This is a genomic window from Streptomyces sp. NRRL S-920 (assembly GCF_000717945.1).
In the GTDB taxonomy this organism is placed as follows: domain Bacteria; phylum Actinomycetota; class Actinomycetes; order Streptomycetales; family Streptomycetaceae; genus Streptomyces; species Streptomyces alboniger.
In genome coordinates this window covers 1-20,525 of the sequence record NZ_JODF01000093.1, presented here as the reverse complement: position 1 = coordinate 20,525, position 20,525 = coordinate 1, and the positions used below count along the sequence as shown (strand labels likewise).

16 protein-coding genes and 1 rRNA gene are annotated in these 20,525 nt (G+C 70.7%); 9 read left to right on the top strand and 8 right to left on the bottom strand.

Features of this window, described 5'->3' with window-relative positions:
* Window positions 1-96: ribosomal RNA gene (rrf, locus tag IG54_RS39545) — 5S ribosomal RNA — on the top strand; the annotation flags it as partial.
* Window positions 97-187: 91 nt separating this feature from the next.
* Here the strand turns inward: rrf and IG54_RS0135475 are convergent.
* Genes IG54_RS0135475 through IG54_RS0135455 form a run of 5 tightly spaced genes read right to left on the bottom strand, consistent with a single transcriptional unit; the run spans window position 188 to window position 5,765 of the window.
* A complete protein-coding gene (locus tag IG54_RS0135475; RefSeq protein ID WP_030794635.1) occupies window positions 188-1,498 on the bottom strand; it encodes a DUF58 domain-containing protein in 1,311 nt (436 codons plus the stop codon).
* Window positions 1,498-2,484 carry an AAA family ATPase gene (locus IG54_RS0135470; protein WP_030794632.1) on the bottom strand — a complete coding sequence of 329 codons (987 nt, stop codon included), beginning with the start codon at window positions 2,482-2,484 and terminating at the stop codon, window positions 1,498-1,500. The genes IG54_RS0135475 and IG54_RS0135470 overlap by 1 nt, the downstream gene beginning before the upstream one ends.
* A complete protein-coding gene (locus IG54_RS0135465; protein ID WP_078594915.1) occupies window positions 2,484-3,734 on the bottom strand; it encodes a DUF4350 domain-containing protein in 1,251 nt (416 codons plus the stop codon). The genes IG54_RS0135470 and IG54_RS0135465 overlap by 1 nt, the downstream gene beginning before the upstream one ends.
* Window positions 3,731-4,432, bottom strand: a complete 702-nt coding sequence (locus IG54_RS0135460) for a DUF4129 domain-containing protein (RefSeq protein ID WP_051820396.1) — start codon at window positions 4,430-4,432, stop codon at window positions 3,731-3,733. The genes IG54_RS0135465 and IG54_RS0135460 overlap by 4 nt, the downstream gene beginning before the upstream one ends.
* A 28-nt stretch (window positions 4,433-4,460) precedes the next feature.
* A complete protein-coding gene (locus tag IG54_RS0135455) occupies window positions 4,461-5,765 on the bottom strand; it encodes a DUF7544 domain-containing protein (protein WP_030794623.1) in 1,305 nt (434 codons plus the stop codon).
* Between the two features lie 140 nt (window positions 5,766-5,905).
* Between IG54_RS0135455 and mtnA the strand changes: the two genes are divergently transcribed.
* The 7 genes from mtnA to IG54_RS0135425 all read left to right on the top strand — a co-directional run bounded on the left by mtnA (window position 5,906) and on the right by IG54_RS0135425 (window position 15,077).
* Entirely contained in the window at window positions 5,906-7,063 is a 1,158-nt protein-coding gene (gene mtnA, locus IG54_RS0135450; protein ID WP_030794621.1) for an S-methyl-5-thioribose-1-phosphate isomerase, read from the top strand.
* Window positions 7,064-7,406: 343 nt separating this feature from the next.
* A complete protein-coding gene (gene mtrA / locus IG54_RS0135445) occupies window positions 7,407-8,096 on the top strand; it encodes a two-component system response regulator MtrA (RefSeq protein ID WP_189176211.1) in 690 nt (229 codons plus the stop codon).
* A 1-nt stretch (window position 8,097) separates the two neighbouring features.
* Window positions 8,098-10,248 carry an MtrAB system histidine kinase MtrB gene (gene mtrB, locus IG54_RS0135440; RefSeq protein WP_030794617.1) on the top strand — a complete coding sequence of 717 codons (2,151 nt, stop codon included), beginning with the start codon at window positions 8,098-8,100 and terminating at the stop codon, window positions 10,246-10,248.
* Entirely contained in the window at window positions 10,238-12,097 is a 1,860-nt protein-coding gene (locus tag IG54_RS0135435; RefSeq protein ID WP_030794615.1) for an LpqB family beta-propeller domain-containing protein, read from the top strand. The genes mtrB and IG54_RS0135435 overlap by 11 nt, the downstream gene beginning before the upstream one ends.
* Before the next feature lie 170 nt (window positions 12,098-12,267).
* On the top strand, window positions 12,268-13,113 hold the full coding sequence (locus tag IG54_RS40975) for a ComF family protein (RefSeq protein ID WP_078594912.1): 846 nt from the start codon (window positions 12,268-12,270) through the stop codon (window positions 13,111-13,113).
* A gap of 333 nt (window positions 13,114-13,446) precedes the next feature.
* Window positions 13,447-14,139 carry a ribosome hibernation-promoting factor, HPF/YfiA family gene (gene hpf, locus IG54_RS0135430; protein WP_030794613.1) on the top strand — a complete coding sequence of 231 codons (693 nt, stop codon included), beginning with the start codon at window positions 13,447-13,449 and terminating at the stop codon, window positions 14,137-14,139.
* A gap of 194 nt (window positions 14,140-14,333) precedes the next feature.
* Window positions 14,334-15,077, top strand: coding sequence for a response regulator (locus IG54_RS0135425; protein WP_030794611.1), 744 nt, complete (start codon window positions 14,334-14,336; stop codon window positions 15,075-15,077).
* Window positions 15,078-15,100: 23 nt separating this feature from the next.
* On the opposite strand, the gene IG54_RS0135420 is transcribed toward IG54_RS0135425, so the two are convergent.
* Entirely contained in the window at window positions 15,101-16,273 is a 1,173-nt protein-coding gene (locus IG54_RS0135420; RefSeq protein WP_030794608.1) for a winged helix-turn-helix domain-containing protein, read from the bottom strand.
* 82 nt (window positions 16,274-16,355) lie between these two features.
* Window positions 16,356-16,928: a GNAT family N-acetyltransferase gene (locus IG54_RS0135415; RefSeq protein WP_030794605.1), complete on the bottom strand. Its 573-nt coding sequence runs from the start codon at window positions 16,926-16,928 to the stop codon at window positions 16,356-16,358.
* Window positions 16,929-17,154: 226 nt separating this feature from the next.
* Here IG54_RS0135415 and secA point away from each other — a divergent pair, with 226 nt between their 5' ends.
* On the top strand, window positions 17,155-20,010 hold the full coding sequence (gene secA, locus IG54_RS0135410; RefSeq protein WP_030794602.1) for a preprotein translocase subunit SecA: 2,856 nt from the start codon (window positions 17,155-17,157) through the stop codon (window positions 20,008-20,010).
* Window positions 20,011-20,148: 138 nt separating this feature from the next.
* Here the strand turns inward: secA and IG54_RS42350 are convergent.
* Window positions 20,149-20,525, bottom strand: a 377-nt coding sequence (locus IG54_RS42350; RefSeq protein WP_063756303.1) for an Rv3235 family protein, incomplete at its 5' end; no start/stop codon positions are given.

Here is a 20,525-nt window from a genome sequence, read left to right as displayed (position 1 = left end):
GAAACGCCCGGTTACATTCCGAACCCGGAAGCTAAGCCTCATAGCGCCGATGGTACTGCAGGGGGGACCCTGTGGGAGAGTAGGACGCCGCCGAACTAAATTTGATAAAGCCTCAGGCCCCGGACATTGTCCGGGGCCTGAGGCTTTTTTGCGTTTGGGCCCCAGGCCCCCCTTTGTCTCCTTTTCCTTAAAGGCGGCCGGCTGCCTTCAGGGAGAGGTAGGCGTCGGCCAGAGCAGGTGCCAGGTTGTTTGGGGTGGCGTCCACTACCGTGACGCCTCGGCGGGTGAGTTGCTCCGCTATGCGGTGTCGTTCGGATTGGGCTTGGGTGGCTGCTGCCGCTTCGTAGACCGCCTCTGCTGTGCCGCGGGCATTCGCCATTCTTTCGAGCTGGGGGTCGGCGACCGATGCGAGCAGGACTTTGTGGCTCTTCGTGAGCCGCGAAAGTACGGGAAGCAGGCCCTCTTCGACGGCGGCCGGGTCGAGGCTCGTCAGCAGCACGATCAGGGAACCGCGAGGTGCTGTGCGCAGGGCCGTGGAGGTCAGGCCCCGGGCGTCCGTCTCGATGAGTTCGGGCTCCAGCGTGGCCAGGGCGTTGACCAGGGAGGGGAGGACCTCGCCGGCTGAGCGGCCCTGGACGAGGGCGCGTACTCGACGATCGTAGGCAAGAAGGTCCACGCGGTCGCCGGCGCGGGAGGCGAGGGTGGAGAGGAGCAGCGCGGCGTCCATGGAGGCGTCGAGGCGGGGGATGTCGCCCACCCGGCCGGCCGACGTACGGCCCGTGTCGAGGACCAGGAGGATGTGCCGGTCGCGCTCCGGGCGCCAGGTGCGGATCGCGACGGTGGACTGGCGGGCCGTGGCGCGCCAGTCGATGGAGCGGGTGTCGTCACCGGGGACATAGTCGCGGAGGCTGTCGAACTCGGTGCCCTGGCCGCGCGTCAGCACGCTTGTTCGGCCGTCGAGTTCGCGTAGGCGGGCCAGTTTGGAAGGGAGGTGCTTCCGGCTGGTGAAGGGCGGCAGGACGCGTACGGTCCAGGGGACTCTGTGGGTGCCCTGGCGGGCGAAGAGGCGTAGAGGGCCGTACGAGCGGATCGTCACGCGGTCAGACCGGTGGTCGCCGCGACGGGTGGGGCGCAGGTGAGTGGTGAGGCGGCGGCGTTCGCCGGCCGGGATCGCGAGGCTCTGGCGGGACGCGGCCACTTCGGTGCCGGGCTGCCAGCTGCTGGGTGGCCAGGCGTCGCGGAGGTCGGCGCGCAGGGGGCGCCCCGAGGGGTTGGTGACGGTCAGCTCGACATCGGCGGTTTCCCCGAGGCGTACGGAAGTGTCACCGGAGCGGGTCAGGCCGAGGCGGCGTACCGGGGCGGCCAGCGCGAAGTCGCAGGCGCAGGCCAGGGCCAGGGGAGCGTTGACGGCGAGGACGCCGGTCCAGCTGGGATCCCAGAGGCCTACGGGGAGGGTGCCCAGTGCCGCCAGGAGGGCGGCGCGTCCGGTGAGGGCCATCAGCGGGGTACCGGTACGTGGGCGAGGATCGCGGTGATGACGGAGTCCGCGGTGACGCCCTCCATCTCGGCTTCCGGGCGGAGTTGCACGCGGTGGCGGAGGGTGGGGAGCGCCAGGGCCTTGACGTCGTCGGGGGTGACGTAATCGCGGCCGGTGAGCCAGGCCCAGGCGCGGGCCGTCGAGAGCAGGGCCGTGGCGCCTCGCGGGGAGACGCCCAGGGTGAGGGAGGGCGATTCGCGGGTGGCGCGGCACACGTCGACCACGTAGGCGGTGATCTCGGGGGAGATGGAGGTCTTGGCGACCGCGGCACGGGCGGCCTCCAGGTCGGCCGTGCCCGCTACGGGGCGTACGCCGGCGGCGTGCAGGTCGCGTGGGTTGAAGCCGTCGGCATGGCGGGTGAGGACGTCGATCTCGTCCTGGCGGGAGGGGAGAGGGACCGTCAGTTTGAGGAGGAAGCGGTCCAGTTGGGCTTCGGGGAGGGGGTACGTGCCCTCGTACTCGACGGGGTTCTGGGTGGCCGCGACGAGGAAGGGCTCGGGGAGCGGGCGGGGCGTGCCGTCGACCGTGACCTGGCGTTCCTCCATCGCTTCGAGGAGCGAGGACTGGGTCTTGGGCGGGGTGCGGTTGATCTCGTCGGCGAGGAGGAGGTTCGTGAAGACCGGGCCGGGCTGGAAGGAGAACTCCGTGGTGCGCGCGTCGTACACGAGAGAGCCCGTGACGTCGCTCGGCATGAGGTCCGGGGTGAACTGGACGCGCTTGGTGTCGAGTTCGAGGCTCGCGGCGAGGGCGCGGACGAGCAGCGTCTTGGCTACCCCGGGGACTCCTTCGAGGAGGACGTGGCCGCGGCAGAGGAGGGCGACGACGAGGCCGGTGACGGCGGGGTCCTGGCCGACCACGGCCTTGGAGATCTCCGCGCGCAGGGCTTCGAGGGAAGCGCGGGGGTCGCGGGGATCTCCGGTGGGCCCGTTGTCAGTGGTCGGGTCCATCATGAGTGGCGTACCTCACTTTCGAGGGCGTCGAGTTGGTCGGCTAGGGCGATGAGCGCTGCGTCGTTGCCCGGGGGCGGCCCGAAGAGGAGGGGGAGCGGGTCTTGGCCGGGGGTGCGAAGTCGCGTGGACAGTGCGGGGATCAGGGTCTCGGGTGCGTGCGCTTGGGCGGGGGAGACGCCGACGAGGGGGGCGAGGCGGGTGCGGGTGGCGGTGCGCAGGGCGGTGGCCGCGCGGTCGCGGGCGTTCGCTCTGCGATACAGGCGGGCACGGCCTTCGACGGTCTCTGAGGCGCGGATGGCCACGGGGAGGCGTTCGGTGACGAGGGGGCCGAGGCGGCGGGCGCGCCACAGGGCGGCGAGCACGGCGGCGAGGGCGAGTTGCAGTGTGCCCCAACGCCAGCCGGCGGGGATCAGGTCGAAGAAGCCGCGGCGTTCGGAGTCGGCCGCCCGGTCGTCGGAGAGGGAGGGGAGGTACCAGACCACGTGGGGGCGGGTGCCGAGGAGTTGGAGGGCGAGTGAGGCGTTGCCGTGCTTGTCCAGGCGGTCGTTGTAGAGGATGTCGGGGGCACCGAGGACGACGGTGTCGCCCTTTCCGCGGGGGGCGGGGAGATGCAGGAGGCTGGGGAGGCCGTCGCTGAGGTAGCAGGCCTCGGCGTTGGGGGCGAGGGTGTCGTAGCGGATGCCGCCCATGTCGGCGGTGCCCGCTCGGCGGGCGGCTGGGAGGGAGCAGCCGGGAGAGAGGGTGGAGTGTGCGCTGGGGGTGCTGCTCGCGGTGACCCCGGGAGCGAGGGCTTTGATCGACGGGGCGCCGGGGGTGACGAGGACGGTGCGGCCCCCGGAGTTCTTGGTGGCGGTGTGGAGGCGAGTGCGCCGGGCGTCGGCGAGCAGGTCGGGGTTGGTCACCAGGAGGGTCGTGTCGGGGCCGGCCGCGGTTCGGGCCTCTTCGGTGGTGGTGACCACGCGTGTGGATATGCCGTGGTCGGCGAGGAGTTCGGCGACGGCTCGGCTGCCGTAGGGGTCGGTGGAGCGGGGGTCGAGGCGGCCGTGCTGGGCGCCGGAGCGGACGGCGGCGATGGCGACGGCCGCTGCCAGCAGGATGACCACGGCGAGGGCGATGCCCCGGGAGCGGGTCCACAGTTGGCGGGGCGTCGGCGAGACCGACGTCGAGAGGGGGGTGGTGTCCGGCTGCCGCGGGGTGGTGGGTGCGGCGGGCCGGGGTGGCTCGGCCGGGCGGGTGGAGCCGGTCATTCGGCGGCTCCCTGGGAGCTGCTGTTCGCGGTGGTGTGGGGGGTGCTGGTCAGGGTCGGCTTGGCGCGTTCGAGATCCCGGTCCAGCTCGGTCAGGCGGCGGTACGCGGGTTCGTCGGCGGTGCGACCGCCGTATGTGACGTCGTCGAACTCGTGGGCGGCGGAGCGGAGTCGGCGGGTGTGGGCGGGGAGGGTGCGGCCTGCTTCCGCTGCGGCTTCGTCGGCGGTGCGGCCGGGGCGGGGGTCCAGGAGTGCGCGTTCCTCCAGGGCGCGGACGATGGCGCGCATGCGTTCCTGGACGGCGCGGGTCCAGTGGCTCTCGGCGGCGTGGGCCTCGGCGGCGGCGCGGTGTTCGGCGGCGCTGCGGGGGCGGTCGTCGAAGAGGGGCGGCGCGGAGGCTGGGGTGCGGTGCGGGGTGCCCAGGCGCCACCAGAGGGCGGCGCCCAGGGCCGCGACTGCGAGGGCGATGACGAGGAGGCCGAGTCCGCCGCCAGGGGTGGCTTCCGCGGCGGCGGAGAACAGGTCGTCGACCCAGTTCCAGAAGGCGTTCAGGGCGCGGTGGAGGAGGCTCGGGTCGTTCTCGTGGTACATCGGCTTGGACAGTTCGCGCTCGGCCGCTTCACGGCCGGGGACGCGCGGAATCGTCACCGGTGGGTCGTCCCCGGTGCGCGGCAGCAGGGGTGCCGCTCCGAGCCCCATGAGCAGTGCCCCCGCCGCCGTCACCGCATCAGCTCCCCGGGGTACCGGGCGGGGTAGTGCCCTGGCCGGGGGTGCCGGCGGCGCGGGCGAGTTCGAGGTCGAGGGCCTCGCGCCGGATCCGCTGGTCGATGTAGAGGAGCACGGTGACCCCGGCCGTGATCGGGAACGTCAGCGTGGAGCCGATCACGGAGCCGACGCCGCTGACGATCAGGAACGTCCAGCCCAGCTCACCGGTGCCGTTGAGGAAGCCGCTGACGCCTTCGCCGCTGAGAGCGCCGGCGATGAAGGTGAACGGGATGACGATGATCGACGCGATGACGTTCGCGATGAGGGCGGCGAGCAGCTGGATGCCGAAGACCCGCCACCAGGAGCCGCGGACCAGCTTGGCGGAGCGGGTCAGGGACTTCTTGACGCCCTGCTTCTCCAGCATGAGCGCGGGGGAGGCGAGGGAGAGGCGGACCACGATCCAGATGGCGGCGACGCCCGCGGCGAGGCCGCCGAGTGCGGCGAGGCTGGCCCCGGCGTCGGAGGGGCCGGACAGCGCGATCAGCACGCCGGGCAGGATGCCGACGGCGACGATCGCGATGGCGATGAGCGGGATGAGCAGGGTCAGGCCGAACAGTTTCGCGAGCTGCGGACGGGAGTCCCGCCAGGCTTCCGCGGTGGTCACCGACTTACCGAGCACCGCGCGGCTGGTGACCATCGTGAGCAGGGCCGTGGCGACGATCGTGCCGAGCAGGGTGATCACGAGGACCACTCCGGAGTTCAGCATGGCGTCGCCCATGGCGCGGGTCAGCTCGCCGACGGTCGCGCTCGGGTCGTCGAGGGCGTCGGTGTCGGCGGATTCGCTCAGGACGAGGCCCTGGAGGAGGACGACGACGATTTCCGTGAGCACGGCCACGGTCAAAGAGATGCCGAGGACCGTGCGCCAGTGGGCGCGCATCGTGGAGACGGCGCCGTCGAGGATCTCGCCGACGCCGAGCGGGCGGAGCGGGATGACGCCGGGTTTGGCGGCGGGCGGGGGGCCCTGCCAGGCGCCCCAGCCGGGGTAGCCGCCGCCGGGGCCCGCTGGGCCGCCGGGGCCGCTAGGGGGCTGGTTGCCCCAGCCCCAGCCGCCGCCCTGGCCGGGCGGCGGGGGCGGCGGGGGCGGGGTCCCGCCCGGGCCCGGGTCGCTGGGCGGGGACCACTGGGCGGGCGGCGGCTGCTCCTTGGACCACTTGGACGGGCTGCTCTGCCGGCCGTCGTCCGCGGGCTCGGCGGCGTCCGGCTTGCCGGAGTCCTGTCCGTCGGAGGGGGCGGATCCGGGCGAAGCCCAGCCCGGAGTGTCGTTCATCGTCGCTCCTTCACGGTGCCCGTCCGCGGGTGCGGCGGCAGGTTGCCAGCCATCGTGCCACGGGGTACCGGTCGGGTGACCGGGTGCCGTAGAGGTGGGACACCTTCAATTGTCCGCCGGGTACGGGGCAGACTGGGCGGATGGCTGATCAGTACGCGCAATCGAGCGAGGACATACGGCCGACCGAGATCCCGGCGATCCCCGCGATCCGCTGGGACGACCCACCTGAAGGCCCCGTGCTGGTTCTCCTCGACCAGACCAGGCTGCCGGGCGAGGAGATCGAGCTGGTGTGCACCGACGCACCGGCTCTGGTGGAGGCGATTCGCACGCTCGCGGTGCGTGGGGCACCGCTGCTGGGCATCGCGGGGGCGTACGGCGTCGCGCTCGCCGCTGCCCGAGGGTTCGACGTGGACGAGGCGGCGGACGCGCTTGCGGGGGCGCGGCCCACCGCGGTCAACCTCGCGTACGGCGCGCGGCGGGCCCAGGCGGCGTACCGCACCGCGATGGCCGGCGGGGCCGGTGCCGAGCGGGCGGCGGGCGCCGCGCTGGAGGCGGCGCGGGCTCTGCATGCCGAGGACGCCGAGGCCAGCGCCCGGATGGCGGCGCACGGTCTGGCACTGCTCGACGAACTGCTGCCGGGGGGTGGGCATCGGATCCTGACGCACTGCAATACCGGGGCGCTGGTCTCGGGCGGGGAGGGCACGGCGTTCGCGGTGGCTCTCAGGGCGCATCGGGAGGGGAGCCTGCGCAGGCTGTGGGTGGACGAGACGCGGCCGCTGTTGCAGGGGGCCAGGCTCACCGCGTACGAGGCGGCGCGGAACGGTATGGCGTACACGCTGCTCACGGACAACGCGGCGGGTTCGTTGTTCGCGGCGGGGGAGGTGGATGCCGTGCTGATCGGCGCCGACCGCATCGCGGCCGACGGGTCGGTGGCGAACAAGGTGGGGAGCTATCCGCTCGCGGTGCTCGCGCGGTATCACCATGTGCCGTTCATCGTGGTGGCGCCGGTGACGACCGTGGACCCGGCCACGCCGGACGGTGCGTCCATCGAGGTGGAGCAGCGGGCCGGGCATGAGGTGACGGAGGTCACCGCGCCGCATGTGCCGGTGATCGGGATGGAGGCGGGCGGCGGTATCCCGGTGGCGCCGCTGGGGACGCAGGCGTACAACCCCGCGTTCGATGTGACGCCCCCGGAACTGGTGACGGCGATCGTGACGGAGGAGGGGGTGCTGTCGCCGGTGACGGCGGAGGGGTTGGCCGAGCTGTGTGACAGGTCGCGGCAGGTCACCATCGGTTGAGGGCGTATCCATCGGTTGATCGCGTGCCTGTCGGTTGATGGCGTAAGCAGGCTTGCTTCGGGGTCGCTGTGGTCGCCGTGCCCGCCGTGCTCGTCGTGGCGAGCACGGCGCTTCCGGGCTGTCGGGGATGGCGGCGGTCGTCTCGGACTGATGTGTGACGGGTGGTCCCGGGCGGCCGAAGCGTCATGGGTGATCCCGCGCAGTGTCCGTTACCGGGCCGGTTCGATGACCGTCAGATGAGGTCCGCGGCGGCCGATCGGCGCAGAGTGATGGCCTGATACGACTATCGTCACAGGCCAGTGACCTCACTCACCAGCGCCCCTGTCACTGTTACGAGAATGGGATGATGTCAGGCATGAAGGGACGAGTCCTTGTCGTCGACGACGACACCGCACTGGCCGAGATGCTCGGGATTGTGCTGCGTGGTGAAGGTTTTGAGCCGTCGTTCGTAGCTGATGGCGACAAGGCGCTGGCCGCTTTCCGGGAGGCCAAGCCGGATCTTGTGCTGCTCGACTTGATGCTGCCGGGGCGCGATGGTATCGAGGTGTGCCGCCTGATCAGGGCGGAGTCCGGAGTGCCGATCGTCATGCTCACCGCCAAGAGCGACACCGTGGATGTGGTGGTCGGTCTGGAGTCGGGGGCGGACGACTACATCGTCAAGCCGTTCAAGCCGAAGGAGCTGGTGGCCCGGATCAGGGCGCGGCTGCGGAGGTCGGAGGAGCCCGCGCCGGAGCAGCTCGCCATAGGTGACCTGGTCATCGATGTGGCGGGGCACTCCGTGAAGCGGGACGGGCAGTCGATCGCGCTGACGCCGCTGGAGTTCGATCTGCTGGTGGCGCTGGCGCGCAAGCCGTGGCAGGTGTTCACGCGCGAGGTGCTGCTCGAGCAGGTCTGGGGCTATCGGCACGCGGCGGACACCCGGCTGGTGAACGTGCACGTCCAGCGGCTGCGTTCCAAGGTCGAGCGGGACCCGGAGCGGCCGGAGATCGTGGTGACCGTCCGGGGTGTCGGTTACAAGGCCGGACCGAGCTGACGTGTCCCGGGACAGTTCCTCCTCGGCGCCCGGCGGACCGGGGGCTCGTTCGGGGCGGACTGGACCGGCGCGGCGCGCGTCGCGGTTCGGGCGGCTCGCCGATGGCGGGCTGCTGTTGCAGGGCGGCGTGCAGGGCAGCCCCGTGCTGCGGCTCTTCGTGCGCTGGGTGCGCCGTCCGCTGCTGCCCGCCGTAAGGCTGTGGCGGCGCAACATCCAGCTGAAGGTCGTCGTCACGACCCTGTTGATGTCGCTCGGCGTGGTCCTGATGCTGGGCTTCGCCGTGCTGAGTTCGGTCAACAACGGCCTGCTCAAGGCCAAGGTGAAGGCGTCGCAGAGCCAGGCCGACGGAGGTTTCCGGGCCGCTCAGGAGAGTGTGAACGCGGCGCGGCAGAGCACCGAGCAGGGCGAGGGGCAGGGCCAGGGGCCTGACGGCAGCACGGTCGACGGGCGCAATGCCGCGGTGTGGATGTCCGATCTCGTCGAGCAGTTGTCCAGCGGCGGGCAGAACGCGTTCGCGGTGGTGACGCTGACCTCCACGAGTGACGCGGGAAGCGTGCGCGGTTCGCGGGCCTCGGGCGGGGTGGAGCCGATCCTGAGCGTGCCGGAGGAACTGCGCGGGCGGGTCGACAAGGGCACGGAGGTCCTCCAGGCCAATACGCGCATCGTCTACGACGACGGGCGTGAGGCGCAGCCGGGCCTGGTGATCGGCAAGCGGCTCAACGACCTCAACGGTGAGCCGTACCAGCTCTATTACCTCTTCCCCCTGACGCAGGAGGAGGAGTCCCTCAACCTGGTCAGGACCACTCTCGCGACCGCCGGGCTCTTCGTGGTGGTGCTCCTCGGGGCCATCGCCTGGCTGGTGGTGCGCCAGGTGGTCACGCCCGTGCGTATGGCGGCGGGCATCGCCGAGCGGCTGTCCGCCGGGCGCCTTCAGGAACGTATGAAGGTGACCGGGGAGGACGACATCGCGCGGCTCGGTGAGGCCTTCAACAAGATGGCGCAGAATCTCCAGTTGAAGATCCAGCAGCTGGAGGAGCTGTCGCGGATGCAGCGGCGGTTCGTGTCGGACGTGTCGCATGAGCTGCGTACGCCGTTGACGACTGTGCGGATGGCCGCCGATGTGATTCATGAGGCGCGGGTGGACTTCGATCCGGTGACCGCGCGCTCGGCGGAGTTGCTCGCCGATCAGCTGGACCGCTTCGAGTCGTTGCTCGCGGATCTGCTGGAGATCAGTAGGTTCGATGCGGGGGCGGCCGCGCTGGAGGCGGAGCCGATAGACCTCCGTGAGGTCGTACGCAGGGTCGTCGGGGGCGCGGAGATGCTCGCCGAGCGCAAGGGAACGCACATACGGATCGTCGGGGACCAGCAGCCCGTGGTCGCCGAGGCGGATGCCCGGCGGGTGGAGCGGGTGCTGCGCAACCTCGTGGTCAACGCCGTGGAGCACGGTGAGGGCAAGGACGTCGTGGTGCGGCTCGCCGCCGCGGGCGGCGCGGTGGCGGTCGCGGTGCGGGACTACGGCGTGGGGCTCAAGCCGGGCGAGGCGACCCGGGTGTTCAGCCGCTTCTGGCGGGCGGATCCGGCACGCGCGCGTACCACCGGTGGTACGGGGCTCGGGCTCTCCATCGCTCTGGAGGACGCGCGGTTGCACGGCGGGTGGCTTCAGGCGTGGGGTGAGCCGGGGGGCGGATCGCAGTTCCGGCTTACGTTGCCGAGGACGGCGGACGAGCCGCTGCGGGGTTCGCCGATACCGCTGGAGCCCGATGACTCGCGGCGCCACCGCGGGCTGAACGACGCGGGCCTGCCGCTCGGCGGCTCGAACAAGCTGGCGACCGTGCCGGCACAGCCGTCCGGGGCCTCCGGGGCGACCGGGGCGACCGGGGCGTTCGGAAGGGTGCCGCCGCCCGTTCCGGCGAAGGGGCCGATAGCGCCGCGGCGGCTCGCGCAGGCCGGGGCCGTGGACCTGACGGCGTTGCCCGGGAACGGGGCGCGGGTCGTGTCGCGCCGGTCGCCGGACGAGGAGCAGCCTCAGGAGCCACGGCCTCAGGAGTCACAGCCACTGGAGTCGCCTCCGGATCCTGCGGGTGAGACCGGTGAGACCGGTGAGGGCGATGTGGGTTCGGCGAGGGAAGGGGAGAGTGCTCGTGGGCGCTGACCGGGAGGGGCGGGGCCGTCGTGCGCGCCGTGGGCGCCCGCTGCGCAAGGGGCTGCTGCTGGGCGGTTGCGGGGCGCTTCTGGCCGGCTGTGCCTCGATGCCCGACAGCGGGAACCTGGAGTCGGTCGACGCCTCGCAGCGGCCCGACTCGCAGTCGCAGGTCCGGGTCTACGCGATGCCGCCCCGCGAGGGCGCGCTGCCCGTGGAGATCGTGCAGGGCTTCCTTGAGGCGCTGACCAGCGATGATCCGAAGTTCGCGATGGCACGCAAGTATCTGACCAAGGAGGCGTCGAAGGACTGGGATCCGGAGGGGTCCACGACGGTGCTCGCGGACGGCCCGAACACGGACGCGGGCAACGCGGGCAACGACGCCGACGGCAGCCGCCGCTTCTCCCTGACCGGCCAGCAGGTCGCGACGGTGGACAAGCAGCACGCGTACCGGCCCGCGGCGGCGTCCTACAGCCAGTTCGTGCATCTGAGCCAGGTGGGAGGGCCGGGCCGGAAGGAGTGGCGGATCGACAAGCCGCCGCCGGGCGTGGTGCTCGGCCAGTCGGACTTCCAGCGCATCTACCGTTCCGTCAACAAGTACTACTTCGCCGGGCCTTCGGGGACGGGTGCGAACGGCCAGAGGGGGCTCGTCGCCGACCCCATCTACATACGTCAGCGCATCGAGCCGCTGACGGAGACGGTGAAGGCGCTGCTGGAGGGGCCGACCAACTGGCTGGACCAGGTGGTGGATTCGAGGTTCCGCAGTGGTACGCGGCTCAAGGATCCCGGCAAGTCGCTGGCGCCGGACGACCAGAACCGGCTGACCGTGCAGCTGAACAGGCAGGCCGATGACGCCAGCCAGACGCGGTGCCGGGAGATGGCGGCGCAACTGCTCTTCACGTTGCAGGACTTGACGCCTTCGGGGGTCGAGCAGGTGACGTTGCAGCGTTCCAACGGTTCGATGCTCTGTGTGCTGAGCCAGAGTCACGCCGAGAGCGTCGCGGCGCATCGCAGCGCGGTCAGGCCCGACTACCAGTACTTCATCGACGACAAGCACCGGCTGGTCCGCATGCCGGCCAACGCCGGGAGCACCGCGGATCCGGCGCCGGTGAACGGCATCCTCGGCACGGGTGACCAGCCGTTGCGCTCGGCGGCGGTCTCGCGTGACGAGAAGCGCGCGGCCGGGGTGTCGCGGGACGGCAAGGCGCTGTACACGGGATCGCTGGTCCTGGAGGACACGCTCGGCAAGGCGCAGGTGCGCAGCAGGGCCACGGCGGAGGAGGACCGTCTCTCCACGCCCAGTTGGGACGGCAGGGGCGACCTGTGGGTGGCCGACCGGGATCCGAAGCGGCCGCGGCTGCTCTGGCTCGGCAAGGGCGAGGGCGAACCGGTCCAGGTCGAGGTGCCCGGTCTCGACGGGCGTATCGAGGCGGTGCGGGTGTCGGCCGACGGCGTACGCATCGCGCTGCTGGTGGAGGGCAAGGACGGCAAGACGTCGCTGTGGATCGGCCGGGTGGAGCGCGGCGAGGGCGAGCGGCCCGCGATCTCGGTACTCGACCCCACGCAGGCGGCGCCGCGGATGGAGGAGGTCACGGCCATGTCGTGGGCGGGTGGCAGCCGCCTCGTGGTGGTCGGGCGCGAGTCCGGTGGGGTGCAGCAGATGCGGTACGTCCAGTGCGACGGGTCGGTGCTCTCGCGCGCGGCGCTGCCGGGCCTTACGGGCGTCAAGGAGATCGCGGCGTCCGAGAGCGAGCAGCAGCCGCTGGTGGCGCATTCGGACGACGGGATCGTGCGGCTGCCGGCGGGGTCGCAGTGGCAGACCGTGGTGAAGGAGGGGTCGGCTCCGGTCTATCCGGGCTGAGGTCGACTATCCGGGGTGAGGCCGTCTATCCCGGCTGAGGCCGTCTCCCTTTCGCGCCGCTCGGTGGCTCCGCTGCCCGGTTACCCCTCGTCCAGCGGTCCCAGAGGGTTGTCCACAGGGGGTTATCCACAGGGCTGGTGGCGCGGGTCCTGTCTTGGCACAGTGGGGGCATGCGGGGGTGGTGGCGGGACCTGACCGACCTGGTGCTGCCGGCTGAGTGCGGAGGCTGCGGGAGCCCTCGCGCGGTGCTCTGCGCCGAGTGTCGTGCGGCCCTGTGCGGTGCCGCGCCGCGCCGGGTGCGGCCGGTGCCTGAGCCGTGGGGGCTGCCGGTCGTGCACGCCGCGGCGTCGTACGAGGACGCCGTGCGGGCCGTGCTGCTCGCGCACAAGGAGCGTGGCGCCCTGGGGCTCGCCGGTCCCCTGGGAGTGGCGCTTGCCGAAGCCGTGCGTGCCGGTCTGCGGGGCGAAAGTGGCGGGCGGGGTGATAGCGGTGCGCGATCGTGGGTAGTCGGCACACACGGCGGCTCACAGGGGCGTGCGGTGCCGTTGTCGCTCGTCCCCGTGCCGTCGGCGCGTGCCTCTGTGCGGGCGCGTGGTCATGACCCGGCGCGGCGGATCGCGCTCGCCGCGGCGGGTGAGCTGCGGCGAAGGGGGATCCCGGCGCGCGTGCTCGCGGTGCTGCGTCAACGGCGCGCGGTGGCCGACCAGTCGGGCCTCGACTTGCGGCAGCGGCAGGCCAATCTGGCGGGTGCCCTAGAGGTGAGCGCCGGGGGCGGCCGACTGCTCGCGGATGGCGGCCGGATCGTGGTCGTGGACGACCTGATGACCACGGGCGCCTCTTTGGCGGAGGCCGCGCGTGCGGTACGTGAACGACACATGGAAAGTAGTGCGCGAGCGCATGCCGTGCGGGATCCGGGAACGGGCGTCGCGCGAAGGGCGGTATTAGGCCGTGAGAACGCGATCTGTGCTGCCGTTGTCGCGGCGTCGCCCGATTCTTTTGAAATAAACCGGAACTGATGGAGAACTTGCATCGTTGCAGGTGATGAGAGGTCGGATACACCCGAATGGAGGTATGCCGCAGTAGAGGGTGACGACATCCGCCCGGGCGAGATATGTTCGGTTGTGAGGAATGGCGAACGCCGCACCTCGCATATCGGAATGCCGGTCGGCGCCGGTGGGTGCGGATTCGTGAGTTTCCGCAATCACCCGGGCCGGTGGGGTGGAGATCTCGCCCACGGGGGAGGAGGAGGTGGAAGTCACCGAGTCCGAGGCCCCGGGAGTCACCGGGGTCTGGTGCAAAAGGGAGATGCTCCGCCACCGATGCGGAGCGATCCGGGAACGGAGTTCTGCGTGGACATCGTCGTCAAGGGCCGCAAGACCGAGGTGCCCGAGCGGTTCCGCAAGCACGTGGCCGAGAAGCTGAAGCTGGACAAGATCCAGAGGCTCGACGGCAAGGTGATCAGCCTCGACGTCGAGGTGTCCAAGGAAACCAACCCGCGGCAGGCCGACCGTTCCGACCGCGTGGAGATCACTCTCCGCGGACGCGGACCCGTGATCCGAGCGGAAGCCTCGGCAGCCGATCCGTATGCGGCGCTCGACCTGGCCACGGCCAAGCTCGACGCCAGCCTGCGCAAGCAGCACGAGAAGCGCCACAACCGGCGCGGCAACGGCAGGCTCTCCGCCGCCGAGGTCGCCGAGCGGGTCCCGGACGCCGCGACGCTCAACGGAGACGGCACCCTCGCGCGCGACGAAGAGCCGGATGGCGTGCCGGTCAAGCGGATCGGCTCGCTGGAGATCCAGGGCGAAGGCCCCCTCGTGGTCCGCGAGAAGACGCACGTCGCGGCACCCATGTCGCTCGACCAGGCGCTCTACGAGATGGAACTGGTCGGACACGACTTCTACTTGTTCGTCGACTCCGAAACCAAGGAACCGAGCGTCGTCTACCGACGGCACGCATACGACTACGGCGTCATCCGCCTCAACACCGACCCGATGGTCGCCCAGGTCGAGACGGGCGGCGGAGGCGGGGCTCTCGGCGGCTGACACCGCCCCCCGACCGCCGTGGTGGTGCCCCTGGAGCGCTCTGTGCGCCCCCAGGGGCACCCTCGTGCGACCAGTGCGCGCACCGCGCGGGCGCCGGGCATGAAATCATGGGCGAGCCGGCCAACCGGCGTGCTGCCGCCTCGGGTTGGCGCAGCAGAGGCACAACAGGCCACGGCCTTCATGGGGGAGGAACGATGGCGGACAGCTTCGGTCCGATGCGTCACGAAGGTGCCGGGGACGGCATCGGCATCGGCACGGACGCGAGCGCCCCGCGCAAGGAGCCCATCAGGGTCCTTGTGGTGGATGACCACGCCCTCTTCCGCCGGGGCCTGGAGATCGTCCTCGCCGCCGAGGAGGACATCCAGGTCGTCGGCGAGGCCGGCGACGGCGCCGAGGCGGTGGACAAGGCCGCCGATCTGCTGCCCGACATCGTCCTCATGGACGTACGCATGCCCAAGCGCGGCGGCATCGAGGCGTGCACCTCGATCAAGGAGGTGGCACCCAGCGCCAAGATCATCATGTTGACCATGAGCGATGAGGAGGCCGACCTCTACGACGCGATCAAGGCGGGCGCCACCGGTTATCTCCTCAAGGAGATCTCCACGGACGAGGTGGCCACCGCGATTCGCGCGGTCGCCGACGGGCAGTCGCAGATCAGCCCCTCCATGGCGTCGAAGCTCCTCACGGAGTTCAAATCGATGATCCAGCGCACCGACGAGCGCAGACTCGTGCCCGCGCCCCGGCTGACGGACCGCGAGCTGGAAGTGCTGAAACTGGTCGCCACCGGGATGAACAACCGCGATATCGCCAAGGAGCTGTTCATCTCCGAGAACACCGTGAAGAACCACGTGCGCAACATCCTGGAGAAGCTGCAACTGCATTCCAGGATGGAGGCCGTGGTCTACGCGATGCGGGAGAAGATCCTCGAGATCCGCTAGCGGACGTCGTCCTCCGGGTCCGTTCAGATCCGTTGGCGGACCGCGGCGATCAGCGGTGCGGTCAGCTCCGGGCGGTCGACCCGCTCCACCCGTACGGACTCGCAGCCGACCCAGGACGCCGCCTCCACCAGCGCCTGCGCCATCGGCTCGACCGCCTTCGGGGTGTCGAGGGAGACCTGCTTGGCCACCAGGGTGGAGCCCTCGCGCGCGGGGTCGACCCGGCCGAGGAGCCTGCCGCCCGCGAGCAGGGGCATCGCGAAATAGCCGTGTATCCGCTTCGGCTTGGGCACGTACGCCTCCAGGCGGTGGGTGAAGCCGAATATCCGCTCCGTGCGCGCCCGCTCCCAGATGAGGGAGTCGAACGGCGAGAGCAGCGTCGTACGATGCCGGCCGCGGGGCGCCGACTCCAGGGCCTTCGGGTCCGCCCAGGCGGGCTTGGACCAGCCCTGGACGGTCACCGGCACCAGGCCCGAGTCCGCGACCACCGCGTCGAACTGCTCGCCCTTGAGGCGGTGGTAGTCGGCGATGTCCGCGCGGGTGCCGACGCCCAGCGCCTCACCGGCCAGGCGCACCAGGCGGCGCAGGCACTCCGCGTCGCTCAGGTCGTCGTGCAGCAGCGTGTGCGGGATCGCGCGCTCCGCCAGGTCGTACACCCGCTTCCAGGAACGGCGCTCCGTGCACACCACCTCGCCGTACATCAGCGCGCGCTCTACGGCGATCTTCGACTCGGACCAGTCCCACCACTCGCCCTTGTTCTTCGCGCCGCCCAATTCCGTGGCGGTCAGCGGGCCTTCGGCGCGCAGCTGCTTGATGACCTGGTCGTACGCGCCGTCGGGCAGGTCGTGGTGCCAGTGCGGGCGGGAGCGGTAGGCGCGGCGGCGGAAAGCGAAGTGGGGCCATTCCTCGACGGGCAGGATGCACGCGGCGTGCGACCAGTACTCGAACGCGTGGGTCTGGGTCCAGTACGCCGCCTCGACCGTGTCGCGGCCCACGGCGCCCAGGCGCGCGTACGGAATGAGTTCGTGCGAACGGGCCAGGACCGAGATCGTGTCGAGCTGGACCGCGCCGAGGTGCCGCAGGACGCCCCGCACGCCGGACTTGCGGTCCGGGGCACCGAGGAAGCCCTGGGCGCGCAGCGCTATGCGCCGGGCGTCGTCGGCGGAGAGTTCGGTGGCGGGGCGCGGCAGGCTCGTCATGGTCGAAACGATAGGGGGAGGCACTGACAGGCGGGTGGGATATCCCACCCGGCCAGGGAGGGTTTCGGCGGCGTGCCGAGCCTCAGGTTTTCGCGGGCAGGTACGGCTGCGGGGACGGCATGGCGATGTCCGAGGGGAGCAGGGCGCCCACCCAGCCGTCCCGGAGCGTGCCCTTGTTCAGCAGGCTCGCGCGGAGCACGCCCTCGACGGTGAAACCGGCCTTCTCCACGACCGCCCGCGACCCGGTGTTGCCGATCTCCGCGCGCCATTCGAGCCGGGGGCAGCGCAGGTCCGTGAAGGCCCAGCGGGCGAGGCCGAGCACGGCCTCCGTCATATAGCCGCGGCCCCGGTGCTCCTTGGCCGTCCAGTAGCCGACCTCCCAGGCGCCCGAGCGCGGGTGGTGCAGGCTGGTGGCCGCGATCAGGGGGCCGCCGCCCCGGGGGCGTACGGCGAAGGTGTACTCGCGGTCGTTGCGCCAGCCGTCCGGGACCATGCGGCTGACGAAGTTCTCGGCGTCCACGCGCGCGTACGGCGAGGGGATCGTGGTCCAGCGCTGGATCTCGGGGTCCTGGCAGGCCTCGTAGACCTCGTCGATGTCCTCGGGTGTGAAGGTGCGCAGGCTCAGGCGTTCGGTGGTGAGTGTCACGGGCTCCATCAAGCGATGATGCGGGGGCGCCGTCCTGGGGGCCAGGGTTTTTTCCCGGCCCTTCCTGATCACCGCGCAGGGAGCACTCAGGGGCGCAACCCGGCACCTTCGGAGCCCCTCGCCCGTTGACCTCATGGCAGACCTCCCGGCGTAGCCGGGTCCTCGCATACGATGACCGTTGCCCTACGAGTAAAACCGACCATGCCAGGCCCGACCGGCAAGGAGACCAACCCCCGTGTCCGTCCTCTCGAAGATCATGCGTGCAGGCGAAGGCAAGATCCTGCGCAAGCTGCACCGCATCGCGGACCAGGTCAACTCCATCGAAGAGGACTTCGTCAGCCTCTCCGACGCCGAGCTGCGCGCGCTGACCGAGGAGTACAAGGAGCGTTACGCCGACGGCGAGACGCTCGACGACCTCCTGCCCGAGGCCTTCGCGACGGTCCGTGAGGCCGCCAAGCGCGTCCTGGGCCAGCGCCACTACGACGTCCAGATGATGGGCGGCGCCGCGCTGCATATGGGTTATGTGGCCGAGATGAAGACCGGTGAGGGCAAGACCCTCGTCGGCACCCTGCCCGCTTATCTGAACGCCCTGTCCGGCAAGGGCGTCCACCTGATCACGGTCAACGACTACCTGGCCGAGCGCGACTCCGAGATGATGGGCCGCGTCCACAAGTTCCTGGGCCTGAGCGTCGGCTGCATCCTGGCCAACATGACGCCGGCCCAGCGCCGTGAGCAGTACAACTGCGACATCACGTACGGCACGAACAACGAATTCGGCTTCGACTACCTCCGCGACAACATGGCGTGGTCGCAGGACGAGCTGGTGCAGCGCGGCCACAACTTCGCGATCGTCGACGAGGTCGACTCGATCCTGGTTGACGAGGCCCGTACGCCGCTGATCATCTCCGGCCCCGCCGACCAGGCCACCAAGTGGTACGGCGACTTCGCCAAGCTCGTCACCCGCCTCACCAAGGGTGAGCCCGGCAACCCCCTCAAGGGCCTTGAGGAGACCGGGGACTACGAGGTCGACGAGAAGAAGCGGACCGTGGGCATCCATGAGTCCGGCGTGAGCAAGGTCGAGGACTGGCTCGGCATCGACAACCTCTACGAGTCGGTGAACACGCCCCTGGTGGGCTACCTCAACAACGCCATCAAGGCCAAGGAACTCTTCAAGAAGGACAAGGACTACGTCGTCATCGACGGCGAAGTCATGATCGTCGACGAGCACACCGGCCGTATCCTCGCCGGCCGCCGCTACAACGAGGGCATGCACCAGGCGATCGAGGCGAAGGAAGGGGTGGACATCAAGGACGAGAACCAGACGCTCGCCACGATCACCCTCCAGAACTTCTTCCGCCTCTACAAGCGCGACGGCTACGACAGCGGCCTGTCCGGCATGACCGGTACGGCCATGACCGAGGCCGCCGAGTTCCACCAGATCTACAAGCTGGGCGTCGTGCCGATCCCGACGAACCGGCCGATGGTCCGCGCCGACCAGTCCGACCTGATCTACCGCACCGAGGTCGCGAAGTTCGCCGCCGTCGTCGACGACATCGCGGAGAAGCACGAGAAGGGGCAGCCGATCCTCGTCGGCACCACTTCCGTGGAGAAGTCGGAGTACCTCTCGCAGCAGCTGTCCAAGCGGGGCATCCAGCACGAGGTGCTCAACGCCAAGCAGCACGACCGTGAGGCGACGATCGTCGCCCAGGCCGGCCGCAAGGGCGCCGTCACCGTCGCCACGAACATGGCCGGTCGTGGTACGGACATCAAGCTCGGCGGCAACCCCGACGACCTCGCCGAGGCGGAGCTGCGCCAGCGCGGCCTCGACCCCGTCGAGCACGTCGAGGAGTGGGCCGCGGCGCTGCCCGCCGCCCTGGAGAAGGCCGAGCGGGCCGTCAAGCAGGAGTTCGAGGAGGTCAAGGCCCTCGGCGGGCTCTACGTCCTCGGCACCGAGCGGCACGAGTCGCGTCGTATCGACAACCAGCTGCGCGGTCGTTCCGGCCGCCAGGGCGACCCGGGCGAGTCCCGGTTCTACCTCTCGCTGGGCGACGACCTGATGCGTCTGTTCAAGGCGCAGATGGTCGAGCGCGTGATGTCGATGGCCAACGTCCCGGACGACGTGCCGATCGAGAACAAGATGGTCACGCGCGCGATCGCCTCCGCCCAGTCGCAGGTCGAGCAGCAGAACTTCGAGACCCGTAAGAACGTGCTCAAGTACGACGAGGTCCTCAACCGCCAGCGCGAGGTCATCTACGGAGAGCGTCGCCGCGTCCTGGAGGGCGAGGATCTGCACGAGCAGATCGCGCACTTCATGGATGACACCATCGACGCGTACATCGCCGCCGAGACCGCCGAGGGCTTCGCCGAGGAGTGGGACCTGGACCGGCTGTGGAGCGCCTTCAAGCAGCTCTACCCCGTCAAGGTCACCATCGAGGAGCTGGAGGACACGGCGGGCGACCGCGCGGGCCTCACCGCCGAGTTCATCTCCGAGTCCATCAAGGACGACATCCACGAGCAGTACGCGGCGCGCGAGGAGCAGCTCGGCTCCGAGATCATGCGTGAGCTGGAGCGCCGGGTCGTCCTGTCGGTGCTCGACCGCAAGTGGCGTGAGCACCTCTACGAGATGGACTACCTCCAGGAGGGCATCGGCCTCCGTGCCATGGCGCAGAAGGACCCGCTGGTCGAGTACCAGCGCGAGGGCTTCGACATGTTCAACGCCATGATGGACGGCATCAAGGAGGAGTCCGTCGGCTACCTGTTCAACCTGGAGGTCCAGGTCGAGCAGCAGGTCGAGGAGGTTCCGGTCGAGGACGGGGCGCGTGCCGCCTCGCTCACCAAGGACGGCGTGCAGGACGCGGTCCCGGCCGGTGCGGGTGGCGGGGCGCAGGCGCGGCCCGAGATTCGCGCCAAGGGTCTTGAGGCTCCGCAGCGGCCCGACCGGCTGCACTTCCAGGCGCCCAACGCCGAGGGCGGCGTGGATGAGGGCGACTTCACCACGGACGGCTCCGGAGTGCGCTCCGAGGCGGACGGCATGACCCGCGCGGAGCGGCGCAAGGCCCAGAAGGGCGGGGGGCGGCGGCGCAAGAAGTGACGTTGCGCTGTCGCTGTGACGGGGTGGCGTGGCTTGCTCGCGCTGGGCTTCGTGGTGTGACCTAGGTGCTGTGTGGGGCCTGGGTGGGTTGTTGACCTGAGTGGGAAGGGGCCGGGAGTTTTCCCGGCCCCTTTTCGCTCAGGTCTTTTCCATTTCTACTGCTGTGCAGCGCCATTTGCGGTCCGGGCCGAGGGCCAGGCGGAACGCGAGTGCGCGCAGTCTGGGGCCCGTCGCGATGCGGGCGAAGACCTCGTAGGCCTCCGGGTGCGGCTGGTAGTGGCCGATCCGGTGGACCGTCGGGCGGTGGCCGTCCGCGCAGAGGGGGGTGCGCTCGGCCAGGCGGGCCAGGTCGTCGAAGGCGGTGTTGGCGATGTGGCGCGCCACCCAGTACAGGGGGCGCTGGCCGCTGAGGACCAGCAGGAGTCGTTCGGTGAAGACCTCTGTGGGGTGCGGGGGTGGTTTGGCCGGGATGGGCCTGGGGGTGCGGTCCGCAGGGCGGCGGGAGTCTCTGCGGG

Excerpts from the sequence above, each read along its gene's own strand:
- IG54_RS0135475 (WP_030794635.1), bottom strand. The coding sequence starts at position 1,498 with ATGGCCCTCACCGGACGCGCCGCCCTCCTGGCGGCACTGGGCACCCTC.
- IG54_RS0135470 (WP_030794632.1), bottom strand. The coding sequence starts at position 2,484 with ATGGACCCGACCACTGACAACGGGCCCACCGGAGATCCCCGCGACCCC.
- IG54_RS0135465 (WP_078594915.1), bottom strand. The coding sequence starts at position 3,734 with ATGACCGGCTCCACCCGCCCGGCCGAGCCACCCCGGCCCGCCGCACCC.
- IG54_RS0135460 (WP_051820396.1), bottom strand. The coding sequence starts at position 4,432 with ATGGGGCTCGGAGCGGCACCCCTGCTGCCGCGCACCGGGGACGACCCA.
- IG54_RS0135455 (WP_030794623.1), bottom strand. The coding sequence starts at position 5,765 with ATGAACGACACTCCGGGCTGGGCTTCGCCCGGATCCGCCCCCTCCGAC.
- mtnA (WP_030794621.1), top strand. The coding sequence starts at position 5,906 with ATGGCTGATCAGTACGCGCAATCGAGCGAGGACATACGGCCGACCGAG.
- mtrA (WP_189176211.1), top strand. The coding sequence starts at position 7,407 with ATGATGTCAGGCATGAAGGGACGAGTCCTTGTCGTCGACGACGACACC.
- IG54_RS40975 (WP_078594912.1), top strand. The coding sequence starts at position 12,268 with ATGCGGGGGTGGTGGCGGGACCTGACCGACCTGGTGCTGCCGGCTGAG.
- IG54_RS0135425 (WP_030794611.1), top strand. The coding sequence starts at position 14,334 with ATGGCGGACAGCTTCGGTCCGATGCGTCACGAAGGTGCCGGGGACGGC.
- IG54_RS0135420 (WP_030794608.1), bottom strand. The coding sequence starts at position 16,273 with ATGACGAGCCTGCCGCGCCCCGCCACCGAACTCTCCGCCGACGACGCC.
- IG54_RS0135415 (WP_030794605.1), bottom strand. The coding sequence starts at position 16,928 with ATGGAGCCCGTGACACTCACCACCGAACGCCTGAGCCTGCGCACCTTC.